At 70.0% G+C, this 17,501-nt stretch carries 15 protein-coding genes; 8 read left to right on the plus strand and 7 right to left on the minus strand.

The features are described from left to right. The first annotated feature begins 125 nt into the window (after window positions 1-125). From OG417_RS46640 to OG417_RS46665, 6 genes are all read left to right on the plus strand, one after another. The gene (locus OG417_RS46640; protein ID WP_329243824.1) at window positions 126-1,421 is read left to right on the plus strand and encodes a nucleotide sugar dehydrogenase; all 1,296 of its coding nucleotides are present in this window, start codon (window positions 126-128) and stop codon (window positions 1,419-1,421) included. After that, complete coding sequence (locus tag OG417_RS46645) at window positions 1,418-2,734, plus strand: glycosyltransferase family 2 protein (RefSeq protein WP_329243826.1); 1,317 nt, start codon at window positions 1,418-1,420, stop codon at window positions 2,732-2,734. The genes OG417_RS46640 and OG417_RS46645 overlap by 4 nt, the downstream gene beginning before the upstream one ends. Further along, a complete protein-coding gene (locus OG417_RS46650; RefSeq protein ID WP_329243829.1) occupies window positions 2,727-4,256 on the plus strand; it encodes a polysaccharide deacetylase family protein in 1,530 nt (509 codons plus the stop codon). Before OG417_RS46645 ends, OG417_RS46650 begins: the two co-directional genes overlap by 8 nt. Before the next feature lie 14 nt (window positions 4,257-4,270). After that, window positions 4,271-5,602 (plus strand): polysaccharide deacetylase family protein, encoded by a 1,332-nt coding sequence (locus OG417_RS46655; protein ID WP_329243832.1) that lies wholly within the window; start codon window positions 4,271-4,273, stop codon window positions 5,600-5,602. Beyond that, the gene (locus OG417_RS46660; RefSeq protein WP_329243836.1) at window positions 5,599-6,327 is read left to right on the plus strand and encodes a polysaccharide deacetylase family protein; all 729 of its coding nucleotides are present in this window, start codon (window positions 5,599-5,601) and stop codon (window positions 6,325-6,327) included. Before OG417_RS46655 ends, OG417_RS46660 begins: the two co-directional genes overlap by 4 nt. Before the next feature lie 123 nt (window positions 6,328-6,450). Then, window positions 6,451-7,203, plus strand: a complete 753-nt coding sequence (locus OG417_RS46665) for a hypothetical protein (RefSeq protein WP_329243838.1) — start codon at window positions 6,451-6,453, stop codon at window positions 7,201-7,203. Here the strand turns inward: OG417_RS46665 and OG417_RS46670 are convergent. Beyond that, complete coding sequence (locus OG417_RS46670; protein WP_329243840.1) at window positions 7,190-8,584, minus strand: FAD-binding oxidoreductase; 1,395 nt, start codon at window positions 8,582-8,584, stop codon at window positions 7,190-7,192. The two genes, OG417_RS46665 and OG417_RS46670, sit on opposite strands and share 14 nt — an antisense overlap. Before the next feature lie 99 nt (window positions 8,585-8,683). Between OG417_RS46670 and OG417_RS46675 the strand changes: the two genes are divergently transcribed. After that, complete coding sequence (locus OG417_RS46675; RefSeq protein WP_329243843.1) at window positions 8,684-9,628, plus strand: LysR family transcriptional regulator; 945 nt, start codon at window positions 8,684-8,686, stop codon at window positions 9,626-9,628. Window positions 9,629-9,640: 12 nt separating this feature from the next. Here the strand turns inward: OG417_RS46675 and OG417_RS46680 are convergent, their stop codons facing one another. Further along, window positions 9,641-10,837 (minus strand): ABC transporter ATP-binding protein, encoded by a 1,197-nt coding sequence (locus OG417_RS46680; protein WP_329243845.1) that lies wholly within the window; start codon window positions 10,835-10,837, stop codon window positions 9,641-9,643. Window positions 10,838-10,944: 107 nt separating this feature from the next. Next, window positions 10,945-11,418, minus strand: a complete 474-nt coding sequence (locus tag OG417_RS46685; RefSeq protein ID WP_329243848.1) for an ATP-binding protein — start codon at window positions 11,416-11,418, stop codon at window positions 10,945-10,947. Between the two features lie 397 nt (window positions 11,419-11,815). Between OG417_RS46685 and OG417_RS46690 the strand changes: the two genes are divergently transcribed. Next, the gene (locus OG417_RS46690; protein ID WP_329243851.1) at window positions 11,816-12,322 is read left to right on the plus strand and encodes a PadR family transcriptional regulator; all 507 of its coding nucleotides are present in this window, start codon (window positions 11,816-11,818) and stop codon (window positions 12,320-12,322) included. Window positions 12,323-12,439: 117 nt separating this feature from the next. Here the strand turns inward: OG417_RS46690 and OG417_RS46695 are convergent, their stop codons facing one another. From OG417_RS46695 to OG417_RS46710, 4 genes are all read right to left on the minus strand, one after another. Next, entirely contained in the window at window positions 12,440-13,360 is a 921-nt protein-coding gene (locus tag OG417_RS46695) for a carbohydrate ABC transporter permease (protein WP_329243854.1), read from the minus strand. Next, window positions 13,357-14,721 carry an ABC transporter permease gene (locus OG417_RS46700; protein WP_329243856.1) on the minus strand — a complete coding sequence of 455 codons (1,365 nt, stop codon included), beginning with the start codon at window positions 14,719-14,721 and terminating at the stop codon, window positions 13,357-13,359. Before OG417_RS46700 ends, OG417_RS46695 begins: the two co-directional genes overlap by 4 nt. Before the next feature lie 10 nt (window positions 14,722-14,731). After that, the gene (locus tag OG417_RS46705; RefSeq protein ID WP_442875791.1) at window positions 14,732-16,072 is read right to left on the minus strand and encodes an ABC transporter substrate-binding protein; all 1,341 of its coding nucleotides are present in this window, start codon (window positions 16,070-16,072) and stop codon (window positions 14,732-14,734) included. Window positions 16,073-16,199: 127 nt separating this feature from the next. After that, window positions 16,200-17,438 (minus strand): ABC transporter substrate-binding protein, encoded by a 1,239-nt coding sequence (locus OG417_RS46710; protein WP_329243861.1) that lies wholly within the window; start codon window positions 17,436-17,438, stop codon window positions 16,200-16,202. Window positions 17,439-17,501: the final 63 nt, after the last annotated feature.

The following is a 17,501-nucleotide window of genomic DNA, read 5'->3' on the forward strand; positions in this document are numbered from 1 at the left end:
TAATGCGCCGCGCACCGGTCCGGTGGTGATGGGCGCGGGGGAACCTCTCGAATAGCGGGGAGAACATCAATGCCGGTCAAGCGCATCGAGTATGTCTTCGCCGAAAACGCCGGCCGGGTGAACGCGTGACCGCGGCACGGCCCGAGACGACGTGGCCCGCGCCGGCCTGCGGGACGTACGACGTGGCGATCGTCGGGCTCGGGTACGTGGGTCTGCCGACCGCGCTGGCGTTCCACGCGGCGGGGGGCCGGGTGCTGGCCATCGACACGAGCGCCGAACGGCTCGCGAAGGTGCGGGACGGCGCGGCCGACCTCCTGGAGTCCGACCGCGCCCGGCTGGAGGCCGCCCTGCGCGACGACGGCTTCGCACTGGTGGCGGACCCGTCCTACGCCTCGTGGGCGCGCGCTGTGATCATCTGTGTGCCCACCCCGGTCACCGCGCAGCTGGTGCCCGACCTGCGGGCGGTGGCGGTCGCCTGTGAGGCCGCGGTGCACCAGGCGGTGCCCGGACAAGTGATCATCCTGACGTCGACCAGCTACGTCGGCTGCACCGAGGACCTGCTCGCCGCGCCGCTGGCCGCCCGCGGGCTGCGCGCCGGACAGGACGTGTTCGTGGCGTTCAGCCCCGAGCGCATCGACCCGGGGAACGACCGGTACACCCACGAGGTCGTACCGCGGGTCGTCGGCGGGGCCACTCCGCAGTGCACGGCCGCGGCGGCGAAGGTCCTGGCGCACTGCACGCGCAACGTGCACGAGGTGTCCTCCACGGGCGCGGCGGAGTTGACCAAGCTCTTCGAGAACACCTTCCGGGCGGTGAACATCGCCCTGGCCAACGAGATGGCCGAGGTGGGCCGGACGCTGGGCCTGGACATCATGGAGGTGATCAAGGCCGCCGCGACCAAGCCGTACGGGTTCATGCCGTTCTTTCCCGGCCCGGGGGCCGGCGGGCACTGCATCCCGTGCGACCCGCACTACCTGCTCTGGCAGCTGCGCGAGAAGCGGCTGCAGACCCCGGTGGTCACCGAGGCGATGGCCGCGATCGCGGGCCGTCCGCGCCGGGTCGTGGATCGGGTCCGCGAGGTGCTGTCGGACGCCGGCCTGGGCCTGGCCGGGGCGCGCGTGCTCGTGCTGGGCGTCACGTACAAGCCGGACGTGGAGGACGTGCGCGAGTCGCCCGCTCTGGAGATCATGACCAGCCTGCTGGCGAGCGGCGCCACGGTCGACTACCACGACCCGCACGTCCCGGAGTTACGAGTCGGTGACCAGGTGCTCCGCAGTGCCGATCCGGCGGCCGTGACCACGGATCTGGTGATCGTGCACACGCGCCACCGCGCCATGGACCTGGGCTGGCTCCCGGAGGACCGGCTCGTCCTGGACACCACCTACCGGCTGCCCGGGCAGATCCGCCGGGTGGTGCTGTGACGGCCCGGCTCGCGTCCCTGGCCGCACTGGCCGGGACGCTGCTGATCTGCGTGCTGATCGGCTGGCACGTCGGGGTGAAGGTCGCCTTCCTGCGCGGCAACATCGTCACGCCGCTGTACACGATCCTCGTCAGCAGCTATGTGCTGAGCAGGTTCGTGCTCGCCGCCTTCTACCGGGCACCGCGCGACGCGGGCCTGACGCCGCGCGTGGCGATCGTCGTCCCGGCGTTCAACGAGGGCGCGGCCGTGGCGCGCACGATCCACTCGTGCATGGCGCTGGACTACCCGGCGGACCGCATGGAGCTCGTCGTCGTCAACGACGGCTCCACCGACGACACGTGGGAGCAGATGATCGCCGCGGCGGCCGACCATCCGCGCGGCGCGGTCCGCTGCGTCGACCTCGGCGAGAACCTCGGCAAGCGGGCCGCGATGGCGGCCGGCATCCGCGCCACCTCCGCGGAGATCCTGGTCTTCGTCGACTCGGACTCGATGCCGGCGCCCGGCGCGGTGCGCAAGCTCGTCCAGGGCTTCGCCGACCCCCGGGTCGGGGCGATCTCCGGCCTGACGTACGTGCGCAACGCGGAGACCAACACGCTGACGCGGATGCAGGCCGCGCGGTACTACGTGTCGTTCCAGCTGCTCAAGAGCGCCGAGTCGGTGCTGGGCGCGGTGACGTGCTGCTCCGGCTGTTTCGCCGCCTACCGGCGGGAGGCCGTGGCGCCGCTGCTGGACCGCTGGGAGCACCAGCGGTTCCTCGGCACGGCGTGCACGTACGGCGACGACCGGGCGCTGACCAACCGGGTCATCAAGGCCGGCTGGATCACCCGGTACGACTCCCAGGCCGAGGCGTGGACCGACGCACCGGACCGCTACCGCAAGTTCTTCCGGCAGCAGCTTCGCTGGAAGAAGTCGTGGAGCCGGGAAGGGCCCCTGCTGCTCTCCCACGTCTGGCGGAGCCGCACCCGCGCGCTGCCGTCGGTGGCGGTGCAGACCTGCGCGGGCCTGCTCAGCCCGGTCGTCATCGGGCTGACCCTGGCCCGGACCGTGATCGGCGGTCACTCGCCGCTGATCTACTTCCTCGGCCTCTACCTGGTGTCCATGGGGTACGCGCTGGTCTACCGGACGCTGCGGAACGACGGAATGTGGCTCTACGCCTTCCTCGGCACCTTCTTCTACATCGCCTTCTCGCCGCAGCTGCTCTGGGCGATCGCCCGGATCCGGGACGGCAAGTGGGGCACCCGGGCCGTCGACGAGGACGCGCCGCCCGCGTACCCGCGCGTGGTGGCGCGGACCGGGGCGGTGCGGGATGGCTGAGCCACGGCCGCTGGTCCGCCGGCCGTCCACGGGCGTCCGGCTGGCCCGCACCGCCACCGGCGCGGTGTTCGTCGCCTCGCTCGCGGTGGTGGTGCTGGTGTGGATCACGGTCAGCCGCCCGTTCGACCCGCACCAGCGCCCGCCGGTGCCCGCGGTCATCGACGCGGCGACCACCCGTGCGGCGGAGAAGCTGCCGGCCTACCCCGGCACGGTGGTCGCGCTGACCTACCACGCGGTGTCCGACGACGACCACGCCGGCAGCACGCTGACCCGGCGCCTGTTCGGCGAGCACCTGGCCGCGCTGGCGGCGGCCGGCTACCACACGGTCCGCCTGACGGACGTGGAGAAACTGATCTCGCACCAGCCGGTGCGGCTGCCCGCCAGGGCGCTGCTGCTCACCTTCGACGACGGCACGCTCAGCGACTGGACGACCGTCGACCCGGTGCTGAAGAAGTACCACTTCAACGCGGTGGCGTTCCTCACCACGTCCAAGGTCGTGGCGGCGGGCACCCCGTCCTACTACCTGTCCACCCGGCAGTTGCGGGCGCTGCGGGCGAACGGCCGCTGGGAGTTCGGCTCGCACTCCGACGCGCTGCACTCCCAGACCCCGGTGCCCGGGGACCTGGCCCCGCCGATGAGCAACCGGATCCTGGTCCACGGGCACGAGGAGTCGATGTCCGCCTGGCGCTCCCGGGTCGCCGCCGACCTGGCGAAGAGCCAGCGGTTCTTCCACCGGGTGTTCGGCCGGCCGGCCGGTGCGTTCTCCTACCCGTTCGGCGACACCGGCAGCACCGGCAACACCCCGGCCATCGCCGCGGCGATGCCGGATGTGCTCGCGGACGCCGGCTTCGGCGCGGCGTTCGTCGGCGAGAACGTGCCGACCGAGCACGTGAACGCCATCTCCGCGCGGTCCGCCCGCTGGACGCTGGAGCGCATCGGCGTACGGGCCACCACGTCCGTGGCCGACCTGCTGGAGATGATCCGCGACGCCGTTCCGGTGGCCCCGCCGAAGGCGCTGGCCGGCCTGCCGTGGCTGGGCGACCTGGCGACCTGCCGGCGCCGGCCGGCGTCGCTGGACGTCACCAGCGACACCTACGGCACCTGCCTGCTCAGCGGCGTGAACACCAGCCAGTGGGTGGACTACACGCTGGTCACCACGGTGCGCGGCATCTCGCGCCACGCGTCCGCCGTCATCGCGGTCCGCGACGGCGCGGGCGCCGGCCACCGGGGCCGGCTGGAGATCGTCCTCGGCGAGGGCTCGCTGGTCGTCCGCGAGCAGATCGGCGACGCCTCCCGCGTCGTCCTCGCCCGGACCCGGCTCGCGCCGGGCGGCGCCGTGCGACGGATCCGCATCCTTCTCCGGCGCGACACCGCCGATGTCCGTGTCGGGAGCGCACGGCATCTCAAGGTCGCCTTCGACCGCCGGCTGCACGAGGGCGGCGTGAAGTTCGCCGTCGCCGCCGACGGCGGACGGCACACGCTCGTCTACGGCTCACCCCATCTGATCACCGGCACCACCTGACAGGGAGACCGTCCATGTCCCCTCCGGCATCCCTCCGACTCGCGACGCTGGGCGCGCTCGCCCTGCTCGCCCTCCTGATCCCCTGCCTGCCGCGTGCGGCGCACGCGGCCACCCACACCACCGTCTCGCTCACCTTCGACGACGGCATCAAGGACCAGTTCACCAATGCCCGGCCGCTGCTGCGGTCGCACGGCATGAACGCCACCTTCTACGTCATCAGCGGCCAGACCAACCTGAGCGGCTACATGTCGCGCGATGACATCTCCACGCTCGCCGCCGACGGCGACGAGATCGGCGGTCACACGGTCGACCACCCGGACCTGACCACCCTGTCCTCCGACGACGTCAAGCGGGAGATCTGCAACGACCGGGTCACCTTGTTGGGCTGGGGCTTCACGGTCAAGAACTTCGCCTACCCGTTCGGCGCGGCCAACGCGTCGGTGGAGCAGGCCGCCGCGTACTGCGGGTACAACAGCGCCCGTACGGTCGGCGGGGTCGTCTCGCCCGGCTCGTGCGACGGCTGCGCGTACGCCGAGACGATCCCGCCCGCGGACGCGTACTACACACAGACGCCGGACTCCGTCCAGACCACCACGAGCCTTGCCCAGATGAAGGGCCTGGTCACCCAGGCCGAGCAGCACGGCGGCGGCTGGGTGCAGCTCGTCATCCACCACGTCTGCGACGGGTGCGACAACCAGTACGCGGTATCGCCGAGCGAACTGTCGGACTTCCTGGACTGGCTCGCTCCCCGGGCGGCCGCCGGCACGGTTGTTAAGACCGTCGACCAGGTGATCGGCGGCACGCTGAAGCCCGGCGTGAACGGGCCGCCGCTCAACCCGCCGACCAGCGGGAACCTGGTGCAGAACCCCTCGCTGGAAAGCGCCGTGGGCAGCGTGCCGCGCTGCTTCCAGTACGGCGGGTACGGCACGAACACCTTCGCCTGGACCCGGTCCACCGACGCGCACACGGGCTCGTACTCCCAGAAGCTCGACGTGACCGCCTGGACCAGTGGCGACCGGAAACTGGTCACCACGCAGGACGCCAACACGTGCGCGCCCATCGCCACTCCGGGCCACACCTACACGTCCTCGATCTGGTACAAGGGCACCTGGGCGGCCGATGTCGAGGTCAAACTGACGCTCTACTACCGCACGACCGCGGGCACCTGGGTGTACTGGACGAGCGGCCCGGCCGTGCCGGCCGCCGCCACCTGGACCAAGACGCCCGCCTACACCAGCCCGCCGGTGCCCTCGGACGCCACGGGCCTCAGCGTCGGCCTGTCCCTCGCCGGGACCGGCACGATCTACACCGACGATTACGACGTCACCGATACGGCCAACCCGTGAGCGGGCGCCGGACCTTTGTCGAGCTCGGGGTGGGGGTGGGTTTCCTGGCCCTCACCTCGGCGCTCGCCGTGAACGTACTCACGCCGCCGGCCAAGCCCGTCGAGCGGGCCCGCCGGATCGTGACCAACGCGATGCTGCAGCAGGCGAGCACCGGCAACAAGTGCGCCCGCGGACGGGTCGCGCTCACCTTCGACGACGGTCCCGACATCTACACTCCGCAGATCCTCCGGGTCCTCACCGCCTACAAGGTGCGGGCCACCTTCTTCGTCATGGGCAAGAAGGCGGCCGCGCGGCCCGACCTCATCCGGGCGGAGGTACGGGCCGGGCAGCTCGTGGAGAACCACAGCTGGGACCACCCGCACATGGCGGACCTGGATCCGGCCCAGATCCGCTGGCAGCTCGCGGCCACCCAGCACGCCGTCACGGCCGCCGGGGCGCCCGCGCCCGGGCTGTTCCGGCCGCCGTTCGGCAACACCAGCGCCCAGGTCGACACCACGGCCAAGGCGCTCGGGATGCGCGTCATCCGCTGGTCGATCGACACCAACGACTGGCGCGGTCGCGCGCCGGGCGACATCGCGGCCTCCGTCATCGACCAGGCCGTCGCGGGTTCGGTGGTGCTGATGCACGATGGCGTGCGTCAGTCGGCGGCCACCGTCCAGGCACTACCCACGATCATCCGCAGCCTGCGGGCCCGTGGGTTCTGCACCGCCCTCGCCACCGGCTGACCAGGGGGGACCGTGAGACCACAGCGCCATGCAGCCGACCAGCCGCCCCGGCTCCGGCCCGTGCCCGCGCCTCCCGCGTCACCACGCCCGCCACGCCCGCCGCGCCGGGGGCGCCGGCGCGTCGTGGCCGCCGTCGCCGCGCTCGCCCTCGCGGGCGCGGCGACCGGCGTGGCCTACGGCCGGCCGCGTCCGCCGCTGTTCGCCCCGCGCCTCTCCGGGCCGGACCGGCTGGTGACCAACGAGTACACCCACTGGAACCCGCAGGCGCCGGACGGCCGCAGGTCCAGGGACTGGGACGTCACCAGCGGCTCGCTGTTCGTCCGCGACGGCGTGGCCTGGTCGGGCACCCCCGACCGGGCCACGCCGAACGCCGGTTCCTCGAACGGGAGCGGCTCCAGCGTGTTCCGGATGACCACCCGGCGCCACGACTTCGGCGACGTGAACGTCTCGCTGAACCTGCGCAACCTCGGGCTGACCTCCTCCGGGCGCGCCGGCCCGTCCGCGATCGACGGAGTGCACCTCTTCCTGCGCTGGCAGACCCCGGCCGAGCTGTATGTGGTCTCGCTCAACCGCCGGGACGACCTCATCGTGATCAAGAAGAAACGGCCCGGCGGAACCGCGAACGGCGGCACGTACGTCACGCTCGGCCAGACGCGCTACACCGTGCCGTACGGCGTGTGGCAGCGGTTCGCCGTACGAATCAAGACCTCCGGCGGCGACCTCGTCGCCATCAGCGTCCGGCACGGGGACCGGGAGGTGCTCACGGCGGTGGACGACGGAGCCGAGGGCCCGGCGATCCTCGCCCGTGGCGCGGTCGGGCTGCGCGGCGACAACTGCGACTTCGAGTTCCGGGACTTCCGCGTCAGCCGCGCCTGAGCATCGCCGCGTCTCGCGCCCCGGCCGGCGGGATGTTGTGGTTCAGCCGGAACAGGTTCGCCGGGTCATGCACCGCCTTCAGCTCGGCGAGCCGCCGGTGGTCCGCCGGTTCGTACGCGTCGCGCACCTGGTCCGCGGTCCGGTCGCCGTAGATGAAGTTGAGGGAGCGCCCGCCGGTGCTCCACGGCTCCATCGCCTCGTACACGCGCCGGTGCGCCACGCGTACGGCGTCGAGGCCGGCGCCGGTCAGGGGCGACAGGACGCGCAGGATGAAGCGCGCGTCCCGGTGCCCGACCGCGTTCGGCACGGCGGGGGTGCGGGCGAGCGCTCCGCCCAGGTGACGCAGGTCGACCACGCACGGCACCGGGGCGTCCGCTCCGGCCAGCTCATCCACGGTGCGCACGGCCCGGTCGTCGAGGTCGCGCAGCAGGACGTTGGATCCGGTGTACCCGTGCGGCTGGGCCGGGTCGTTGTAGATGGAGCCGCCCTCGGCGTACGGCAGTTCGGCGAGTGTGTCGCGCAGCGGCGTCCCGGCGGACCGGAGCGGCGCGACGAGCCGCTCCCCCTCGGCCGCGTCCCCGAGGTGGGCTATGCGCACGTGGGTGATGTGACGGCCACGCATCGGCTCCGGGACGCCCGGCACGTCGGGGAACGGGATCATCCCCACCGAGGCCGTCATCGTCTCGGGCACCGTGGCCGTCCAGCTCCGGAAGGCCTCCAGCACGTCCGCCGCCTGGTCCGCGGGAAAGAACAGGCCGCCGCCGTACAGCCGGTCGACCGGCACGAGACCGACGCGCATCCCGGTCACCACGCCGAAGTTGTCCCGGCCGCCGCGCAGCGCCCAGAACAGGTCCGGCTCGCTTTCGGCGGTGACGTGACGCAGCCGACCGTCGGGTGTGACGACGTCGATCGCGTGCACGTGGTCGGCGGCGTACCCGTACGCGCGGGCCAGCAGCCCGAGGCCGCCGCCGAGCGTGTAGCCGACCGCGCCGGTGTGCGGCGCGCTGCCGTTCAGCGGCGCGAGCCCGTACGGCGCGGTCGCGCGGACCACCTGGTCCCAGCGGGTGCCCGCCTCGATCCAGGCCGTACGCGTGCCGGTGTCCACCCGGACCCCGGTCATCCGGCGCGTGCCGATCAGCAGGCCGCCGTCGGCGGGGACCGACAGCCCGTGCCCGGTCGCCTGCACCGCCACCGGGAGCGCGCGGGCGGCGGCGTACGCCACGGCCGCCTGGACGTCGGCGGCTCCCGTCGCGCCGACCGCCACGGCCGGCCGGTGCCGCCAGGCGGTCTGGAAGCCGTTCCGCTCGTCGTCGTACGCCTCGTCGCCGGGCACCAGCACCGGACCGCGCACCTGGTCCTTCAGCGCGGCGAGCGTTTTCATGGATCGACCTCCTGGACACGTCGGGTGACCCGTCCACCGTGGCGTCGCCCGAGCCATAAGTCCAAGATCTGATAGGTCTGGCAACTAGCATGATTCGTTATGGAGCTTCGGCAGTTCGAATACTTCGTGGCGGTGGTCGAGGAGGCGAACTTCACGCGCGCCGCCGAGCGGCTGCACGTGGCCCAGCCCGGAGTGAGCGCGCAGGTCCGGCGGCTGGAGCGGGAGCTCGGCGAAGAACTGCTCGACCGCTCGGGCCGTACGGTCCGCCTGACGGAGGTGGGCGCCGCGGTGCTCCCGTACGCGCGGGCGGCGCTGGAGGCGGTCGCCGGTGCCCGCGACGCGGCGGCGGAGTTCACCGGGCTGGTGCGCGGGCACGTCACCGTCGGCATGGTGTCCTCGGCCGCCACCCACGACGTGGACCTGCCGGGGATGCTGGCGGAGTTCCACGGGCGTCATCCGGCGGTGGAGATCACGCTGTCCGAGGCGGGCTCCGGTCCGCTGCTCGGCGCGGTGCGCGCCGGCCGGATCGACGTGGCGTTCGCCGGCCTGGCGGCGGACCCGCCTCCGGGCGTCGACGTGCAGGTCATCACCGACGAGCCGCTCGTCGCCGTCGTCGGGCGGGACGATCCGCTGGCCGGTACGGAGAGGATGACCCTGCGGGCACTCGCCGCACGGCCGCTCATCTGCCTGCCCCCGGGCACCGGCATCCGCGCGTGTGTGGACGACGCCTTCGGCGCGGAGGGGCTGCGTCCGCGCTTCGTGTTCGAGGCCGGCGACCCGCGGTTCCTCGCCGCACTGGCCGCCCGGGGGCTCGGCGTCGCCGTCCTGCCGGAGTCGATCATGGGCGGCCGGGAGGACGCGCTGCACGCGATCCGGCTGCGGCCCGCGGTCCGCGGCCGGCTGGTGTTCGCGTGGCGCTCCGAGGGCCCGGTGAGCCCGGCCGCGCGGACGTTCGTACGCCACGCCCGTACGTCCCTGGCGGTGCGTTTTCCCACCAATGAGTCAGGGCCCGCCGGAGCGGTGGTCGCGTCCGGCGGGCCCTGAGACCGAGGGTGATCAGTTGGTGATGGCCAGGCCCGTCTTGGGGTCGAAGAAGTGCAGGCTGCGGTTGTCGACGGCCAGCTCGATCTTCTGGCCGGCCTGGACGCGCGCCCGGGCGTTGACGCGGGCGGTCCACAGCGCCTTGTTGTCCGCCAGCGGCAGCGACGCGCCCTCGTCGCCGTCGGTGGCGTCCTGCGCGAGGTCGGCGGCGTCCTTGTGCTGCACGGGCGGCGCGTCGATCGAGAAGATGACGTTGATCTCGCTGCCCAGCTCCTCGGTCAGGTCGGCCGTGGCCTCGATCCGCGCCCAGTCGTTGTTGGCGTGGGCGGAGTCCTCGAAGTCGGAGGGACGCACGCCGAGGATGACGTCACGGTCGAAGTAGCCGTCGAGGCCGGGCCGGTCCGACAGGGTCTCCGCCGGGATCGGCAGCTTGTTGCCCGCGAAGGCCACGTGCGGGCCGTCGTCGCGGACCAGCTTGGCGCCCACGAAGTTCATCGCGGGCGAGCCGATGAAGCCGGCGACGAACAGGTTCACCGGGTTGTCGAACAGACGCTGCGGCGTGTCGACCTGCTGGAGCTTGCCCTCGCGCAGCACGCAGACGCGGTCGCCCAGGGTCATGGCCTCGACCTGGTCGTGCGTGACGTACACCGTCGTGACGCCCAGGCGCTCGTGCAGCTGGCCCAGGGAGGCACGCATCGACACGCGGAGCTTGGCGTCGAGGTTGGACAGCGGCTCGTCCATCAGGAACGCCTGCGGCTCGCGGACGATCGCCCGGCCCATCGCCACGCGCTGCCGCTGGCCACCGGACAGGTTGCGGGGCTTGCGCTCCAGGAACTCGGTGAGACCGAGGATCTCGGCGACCTCGTCCACGCGCTTGCGGATCTCCGCCTTGGGCACTTTGCGGAGCGTCAGCCCGAACCCGATGTTCTGGCGCACCGACAGGTGCGGGTACAGCGCATAGCTCTGAAACACCATCGCGACGTCGCGGTCGCGCGCCGGCGTCCGGTTCATGACCCGGTTACCGATGCGGAGCTCGCCTCCGGTGATCTCCTCAAGGCCGGCGACCATGCGCAGCGCCGTCGACTTGCCACACCCGGAGGGCCCGACGAGCACCATGAACTCACCGTCCTTGATCTCCAGGCTCAACGAGTCCACGGCCTTGTTCCCGGCCGGGTAGGTCTTGTCAAGGCGATCCAGCGTGATCGCAGTCATAGGGACGGTCTCCTTTCGAGCGGGCCGCGACCGAGGTACGAGTGCGTCGGGGGTGACGGCCCAGAGGCAAGGCGGATAAAGAGGGCTGTCGGCGAACAGCGTGCCGACTACTTTCGATCAACAGCGTTGAAACGTACGGACCCGGCGCCGGACGGGGCATCCCAATGGATCTCCGCCCAGGACACCTGGCCATCGGCCTCCGGATCGTGGCCGGATCGGTCGGCGAGCATCTGGATGATGCCCAGCCCCCGGCCGCGTTCGTCCTCCACGGCCGCGGGCCCCGGCTCGGCCCAGGAGGGGCTGCCCAGGTCGGCGACCTCGATCCGGGCCCATCCCTCGCGGCCCCGAATCCGGAGGGTCACCAGGGATCCCGCCTCACCACTCGGTGTGTGGCGGATGGCGTTGGTCATCAGCTCGCTGGTGACGAGCTCGACGTCGTCGCACCGGGGTGAGTGCTCGAGCGCCGCACGGACGAGCCTGCGCGCGACCGCCACGATGGCGGGCACGCCCGGGACCGAGATGCGCCAGTCGACGATGACGTCACGGCCACGAGAGTCGTCGGTGGGTGTGGTCCTGCTCATCGGGATCGATTCCTGGGCCGCCGGACGTCGACCGGCCGCCCATACGCGGTGGTTCGCGGTCACTCGCCCTCCTTCGTCGGAGGGAGTGACCACTGGGGCCGTGTCTTCGATTCCCTCGCTTCGCTCGGTCACGGGGCCACCTCCGTGGCTCGATCGCAGGCGCCGGGGAACCCGGAGTCCGTCCCCCCGATTCGGGCAGACCGTCGTCATGGGGGTTCTGATCATGGAACGCATCTCGACTACTCCCATGGCGGCCGCCTATACTCGATACATGCTTGTTATATATTGACGTTATCTAGTAGTCAATAGAGGATGCCGAGTTTGTGGGCATCACTGGCGCTTGACAGACCGACCTAACATGGCTGACATGTAGGTAGGAGAAAGGGGGTGGCGCTAGGTGCGACCGGTGTTGCTGGCGCTGCTGGCCAAAGAGCCGGCTCATGGATATGAGCTCAAGCAGGCGCTGGAGCAGACCTTCGGAGGCGCTTACCCCTCCCCGAACATCGGCCAGATCTATGTCACGCTGGGACGACTCGAGAAGGACGGCCTGGTCCGCAGCCAGGACGTCGAGCAGACCAGCCGGCCGAACAAGAAGGTCTACGAGCTGACCCCCGCCGGCCGCGATGCCCTCGCCACCTGGGTCGACGAGCAGAGCGACGGCCCCAAGCTGCGCGACGACTTCTTCGTGAAGCTCGCGCTGGCCCCGATGACCGGGGCGGCCGACCGGATGACGCTGATCAACCGGCAACGACGTCACCTCTTGAACCTCATGCGCGGCCTGTCGGACCTCGCGGCGGCGACCGACCGGAACAACACCGTCGCGCTCCTGCTCATCGAGGGCGCCCGGCTGCATCTCCAGGCCGACCTCGAGTGGCTTGAGCGCTGCCAGGAGGAGCTCACCTGAGCCTGCCGCGTACGGCACGGCGGACGAGCCCGGCGATTCCTTTTTGACACTGCCCTTAGGCGAGCCGAATGTCACGCGAACCCTTTCGTGGTCCGCGTGACATTCAGCCCGCCATTCTTATTTGACGGAGCCGGCGAGGACGCCCTGGACGAAGTAGCGCTGGAAGGCGAAGAACACGACCAGCGGAACGATCAGCGACAAGAACGCGCCGGGGGCGAGGATGTCGATGTTGCCGGTGAACTGCCGCATCTGCGACTGCAGCCACTTCGTCATCGGCTGAGAACCGGTGTTGGCGAACACCAGCGACACCAGCATGTCGTTCCACACCCACAGGAACTGGAAGATCCCCAGCGAGGCGATCGCGGGCCCACCGAGCGGGAAGATCACCTTGATGAAGATCGTCCATTCCTTACCGCCGTCCATCCGGGCCGCCTCCAGCAGGTCACGCGGGATCCCGGCGAAGAAGTTCCGCAACAAGAAGATCGCGAACGGCAACCCGAACGCCACGTGGAAGGCCACCACAGAAGGGATCGACCCGAAGACCCCCAGCCACCCGTACAGCTTCGCGACCGGGATCAACCCGACCTGAACCGGCACGACCAGCAACGCCACCACGATCAGGAACAACCAGTCCCGGCCGGGGAACTCCAGCCACGCGAACGCGTACGCCGCCAGCGACGCGATGGCCACCACCAGCAGCGTGGCCGGCACCGCGATCAGCACCGTGTTCCAGAACGAGTCCACGAAATCCGGCTTGGCCAGCAGATCGGAGTAGGCCTTGAAGGTCAGCTGCGACGGCGCGGTGAACACATGCCACCAGCCCGAGGAGTTGTCATCCTGCTGCGAACGCAGCGAGGCGACGAACAACCCCAGCGTGGGGACCAGCCAGATCACCGCGAGCAGGATCAGCACGACCTGGACCACACCACCCCCCACCTTGGAGACGATGCGGGAGGCGATGCTGCGCCGGGGCGCACCGGAGAAATCGGTGCGGGGCTTGTCGATCGCGGCCGGCGCGGCCGCGGTGTCGGTGCTCATCGGTTCTCCTGTCGAAAACGCCGCAGGTTGAACAACATCGCGGGCACGACCAGCAAGAACAACAAGATCGCGACCGCCGACCCGGCCCCTTGGTCATTACCGCCACCAAAGGACTCGGTCCACATCCGCACCGCCAGAACACTGGCGTTCGGATCACCGCCGCCGATGATGAACACCAGGTCGAACACCTTCAGCGCGTAGATCAACAACGTCACGAACACGACCGTCAGCACCGGCGCCAGCAACGGGATCGTCACCCGCCGGAACACCTGCCACTCGGTCGCACCGTCCACCCGCGCCGCCTCCAGCGCGTCCCGCGGGATCGCCGCCAGACCCGCCGCGATCAACACCATCGCGAACCCGGCCCACACCCACAGGTATGAGGCGATGATCGCCGGAGTGATCAACGTCGACCCCAGCCAGTCCACCCCCGCATACGCCGCCGTGAAATTCTCCTTCGGCAGCTTCAGGGTGTAGGAACCGGCGGGGAGTTTCTTGATGACGAAGGATCCGTCGTCCTTGGTGGTGGCCGACCCGACGACCTTGCCCGAGGCGGACACGGCCTGGACCTTCATCCCCGCCAGGCCCGCCTCGGTGGGATCGGGGGCGTTGAGCGTGCCACCGCCGCCCTTGGTGAAGTCGAACCACACCAGCCCCGAGATTCCGCCGGCCGCCGCCTGCGGCGCCTTGGCCGGGGTGATCTTCTTGGGCAGGTTCTCCGGCTTGACGCCCACCAGCGGCAGCAGCGCGGTCTGCCCGGCCTGCACCGGGGTGCGGGTCGTCACCGCACCCGCCTGGGCGACGTCCGGGCTCCTGTCGTTCTCCCGCACGGAGGCGCCGGGGTAGCGGGACCCGCCGGCGAAGGTGTCGTGGACGCTGGTGACCACCGCGTTCGCCACACCCATCGAGGGGTCCTGCTCGTACACCAGGCGGAAGATCACACCCGAGGCCAGGAACGAGACGGCCATCGGCATGAACACCACCATCTTGAACGCCGTCGACCAGCGGATCCGCTCGGTCAGAACGGCGAACAGCAACCCCAGGATGGTGACGATGGTCGGGGCGATCACGACCCAGATCGCGGTGTTCCGCACCGCGAGCAGGCTGTCGTGATCGGTGAAGATGGCGGTGTAGTTGTCCAGCCCCACCATCTTCTTACCCGTGGCGTCGAAGAAGCTACGGATCGCGGTGTAGATGATCGGGTAGACCACCAGCGCACCCAGCAGCAGAATCGCCGGGAGCAGGAAGCCCAGGGCGAGCCAGGACGGCGGGCCGAGCCGGCCCGATCCGCCCTCCGCCGGGGGCGTTCCGGCCCCGCCGCCGTCTTGCGGCGAGGCCATCTCTTCGGTAATCGCGGTCATGATCCGGCGCCTACTTGTAGGCCTTGGCCGCGTCGGCTTCCAGCTTGGCCTGCACGCCCTTGATGTCGCCCGGGTTCTTCACCAGCGCACGCAGGTCCTCCCACTCACCCTGACCCGGAGTCGCACCGAACGCCGCCGGGGTCTGGTCGGACATGTCATAGCGAGCCGAGTCCCCGGCCGCCTGCAGCTGCGACACCAGCTGCTTGGTCAGCGCGTCCGGGTAGGCGTCCGGCTTGACGTTCTTGCTCGGGGAGATGTAGCCGCCGCCCTTGGCCCACACCGTGCCCGCCTCCGGCGAGGCGAGGAACTTGATCAGCGCCATCGCGCCCTTGGAGTCCTTCATCGCCACCGCGGTGTCACCACCCAGCACCGCCGGAGTGGTGTCCCCGGCCTTGGGGAACGCGAACACCTTCGCGTCCGTCCCGATCTTCGCCGAGGTGGTGCTCACGTTCGCCGCGGCGAAGTCACCGCCGTACACCATCGCGGACTTGTTCTTGCCGAACGTGTCCGTCACCGAAGCGTCGAACTTCTGCTGCAACGCCCCCGCCGTACCACCGGCGATCATGTCGGACTTGCCCCAGACCTGCACCAGCGTCTGCAACGCCTTGGTCACCGACGGGTCGGTCCACTTGATCTCGTGCTTGGTCAGCTTGTCGTACATGTCCGGACCCGCCTGGGACAGGTACACGTTCTCGAACCAGTCCGTCAACGTCCACGAATCGGCCGCACCCGCCGCCAGCTCGAACGGCGTCGAACCCGCGTCCGACAACGTCTGCGCCGCCTTCGTGAACGACGCCCAGTCCGCCGGCGGCTGCACCCCCGCGTCCTCGAACGCCTTCGACCGATACCAGATGATCGACTTGTACGCCGCCTTCACCAGCACACCGTAGGCCTTGCCATCCACCGACCCCAGCTGCTTCCAGTACGGCGTGTAATTCGCATCGATCACCGCCGTCACATCCGGCGACAACGGCTTCAGATCATTCTTCTTCGCGTACTGCGCCACCAGACCAGGCTGCGGAAGAATCGCAACATCCGGCGGCTGATGAGCCTGCAGACGCGGCCCAAGATACGCATCCTCATTCTCACCGGTCGAAGCGTAATTCACCTTCGCACCGGTCTTCTTCTCAAAGGCCGACAACACCTTCTCGAAGTTCTGCTGCTCGACCCCGGTCCACTTCGCCGCGACCTCGATGGTCACGCCCTTCAGCTCCTGACCCCCGGCACCGGAGCTGGGCGAGTCGGAGGACTTGTCGTCACTGCCACCACACGCGGCGGTGGCGACGAGCAGGCCCGCGGTCACCGCGGTCGCCCAGAAACTTCTTGCTTGCATCTGCGTACCTTTCTGCATTTTTCCGGCCCCCGAGTCGGCCATGTGGGCATTCAGGGCATGCCAGGAAGAGCTCCTGGCGATGCTTTCCGTGTCCCCCCGAAAAAGGCCAGGGGGTACCTCGGTGAATACCGTTGTTCTAAGAAAATCAGCGGTTGGTGATGACGCTCCCGAGATCTCCGGCCATCTGCGCGATGGCTGCGTCGGGAGTTTGTCGGAAGGCGAGCGCCCCGCTCGCGGCATTGGAGATCGCGAGGCTCACCTGGTTGTAGTTCGGACTCACCGGCCGTGGCTTGGCGGCGAGAATGCTCTGTTTGAGCACCGGAAGGTAGGGAAAGCGTTTGATCAGCGCGGGGTCGTCATAGAGCCGCGCCCACACGGGCGGGAACGACCCCTGGGTGAGGACGGCCCGCTCGTTGTCGAGACCCGTGAAGTACTTGATGAATGCGATCGCGGTTTTCTGGTGCCGCGAGTAGGCGCTGACGGCGAGATTGGCACCGCCGAGCACGCTGGAGCCCGGGCCGTCCTGGCCGGGCAGGAGGGTGACGCCGAACTTCTTCCTGACCTTGCTGCCCGGGCGGGACACGAGCCCGTACACGTAGGGCCAGTTGCGCAGGAACAGCAGCCGCCCGTCCTGGAACTCCTTGCGGGACTCCTCTTCCTTGAACTTGAGGGACCGCTTGGTGATCCAGCCTTCGCGCAGGCCCTGGACCAGGAAGTTCAGGCCCTGCCGCGCCTGCGGGGAGTTCACCGCGACCTTGGTGCCGTCGTCGGTGAGGATCGCCCCGCCGGCGGACTGCACGGCCTCGGCGAAGTTCACGGTCAGCCCCTCGTAGGGGAAGAACTGGCCGGCGTAGCCCTCGAGCCCGTACTTGGGCCCGAGGGTCATGGCGAGCTGGCGGAGCTGGGCCCAGGTCTTGGGCGGCTTTTTGCCAGCTTTATCCAGAATGTCTTTTCGGTAGTACAGCAGGCCGGCGTTGCTGGTGTAGGGAACGCCGTACAGTTTCCCGCCGTACACCGCGGTGTCCACGACCGGCTTGAGGAACTGATCGAGGGGGAACTGCCGCCGGTCGAGCGGGATGATCCATCCCGCGTCGGCGAACTCCGCCGTCGACACGATGTCGAGGTTGAGCACGTCATAGCGGTCACTCTTCGCCTGAAGGTTCGTGACCATCTGGGCGTGCTGGTCGTCGGCGGCGTCGGGGAGCGTGAGCAGGGTGACTTTCTCGGACTGATGCACCGAGTTCCATTTGTCGACCAATGGCCGCATGTAACCCGTAAAATCCGGGCCGGTGACGAGCGTGATCGGGCCACTCGTCGCCGCCGTCGAGCCATCGCTCGCCGCGGGGGACGGACTCGACATGCCGCAGCCCGCGACGAGCACCATCGCAAGGAGACCGCCTGCCAACGACCGCACCATCGTCAACCTCTCTGTGACCCCTCAGTGGGG

The sequence above is a fragment of the Actinoallomurus sp. NBC_01490 genome (assembly GCF_036227085.1).
Taxonomy (GTDB): Bacteria; Actinomycetota; Actinomycetes; order Streptosporangiales; family Streptosporangiaceae; genus Actinoallomurus; species Actinoallomurus oryzae.

Bases quoted from the DNA above. Each gene is read 5' to 3' on its own strand.
- OG417_RS46680 (WP_329243845.1), bottom strand. From the start codon at position 10,837: ATGACTGCGATCACGCTGGATCGCCTTGACAAGACCTACCCGGCCGGG.
- OG417_RS46685 (WP_329243848.1), bottom strand. From the start codon at position 11,418: ATGAGCAGGACCACACCCACCGACGACTCTCGTGGCCGTGACGTCATC.
- OG417_RS46650 (WP_329243829.1), top strand. From the start codon at position 2,727: ATGGCTGAGCCACGGCCGCTGGTCCGCCGGCCGTCCACGGGCGTCCGG.
- OG417_RS46675 (WP_329243843.1), top strand. From the start codon at position 8,684: ATGGAGCTTCGGCAGTTCGAATACTTCGTGGCGGTGGTCGAGGAGGCG.
- OG417_RS46700 (WP_329243856.1), bottom strand. From the start codon at position 14,721: ATGACCGCGATTACCGAAGAGATGGCCTCGCCGCAAGACGGCGGCGGG.
- OG417_RS46655 (WP_329243832.1), top strand. From the start codon at position 4,271: ATGTCCCCTCCGGCATCCCTCCGACTCGCGACGCTGGGCGCGCTCGCC.
- OG417_RS46705 (WP_442875791.1), bottom strand. From the start codon at position 16,072: ATGCAGAAAGGTACGCAGATGCAAGCAAGAAGTTTCTGGGCGACCGCG.
- OG417_RS46710 (WP_329243861.1), bottom strand. From the start codon at position 17,438: ATGGTGCTCGTCGCGGGCTGCGGCATGTCGAGTCCGTCCCCCGCGGCG.
- OG417_RS46670 (WP_329243840.1), bottom strand. From the start codon at position 8,584: ATGAAAACGCTCGCCGCGCTGAAGGACCAGGTGCGCGGTCCGGTGCTG.
- OG417_RS46695 (WP_329243854.1), bottom strand. From the start codon at position 13,360: ATGAGCACCGACACCGCGGCCGCGCCGGCCGCGATCGACAAGCCCCGC.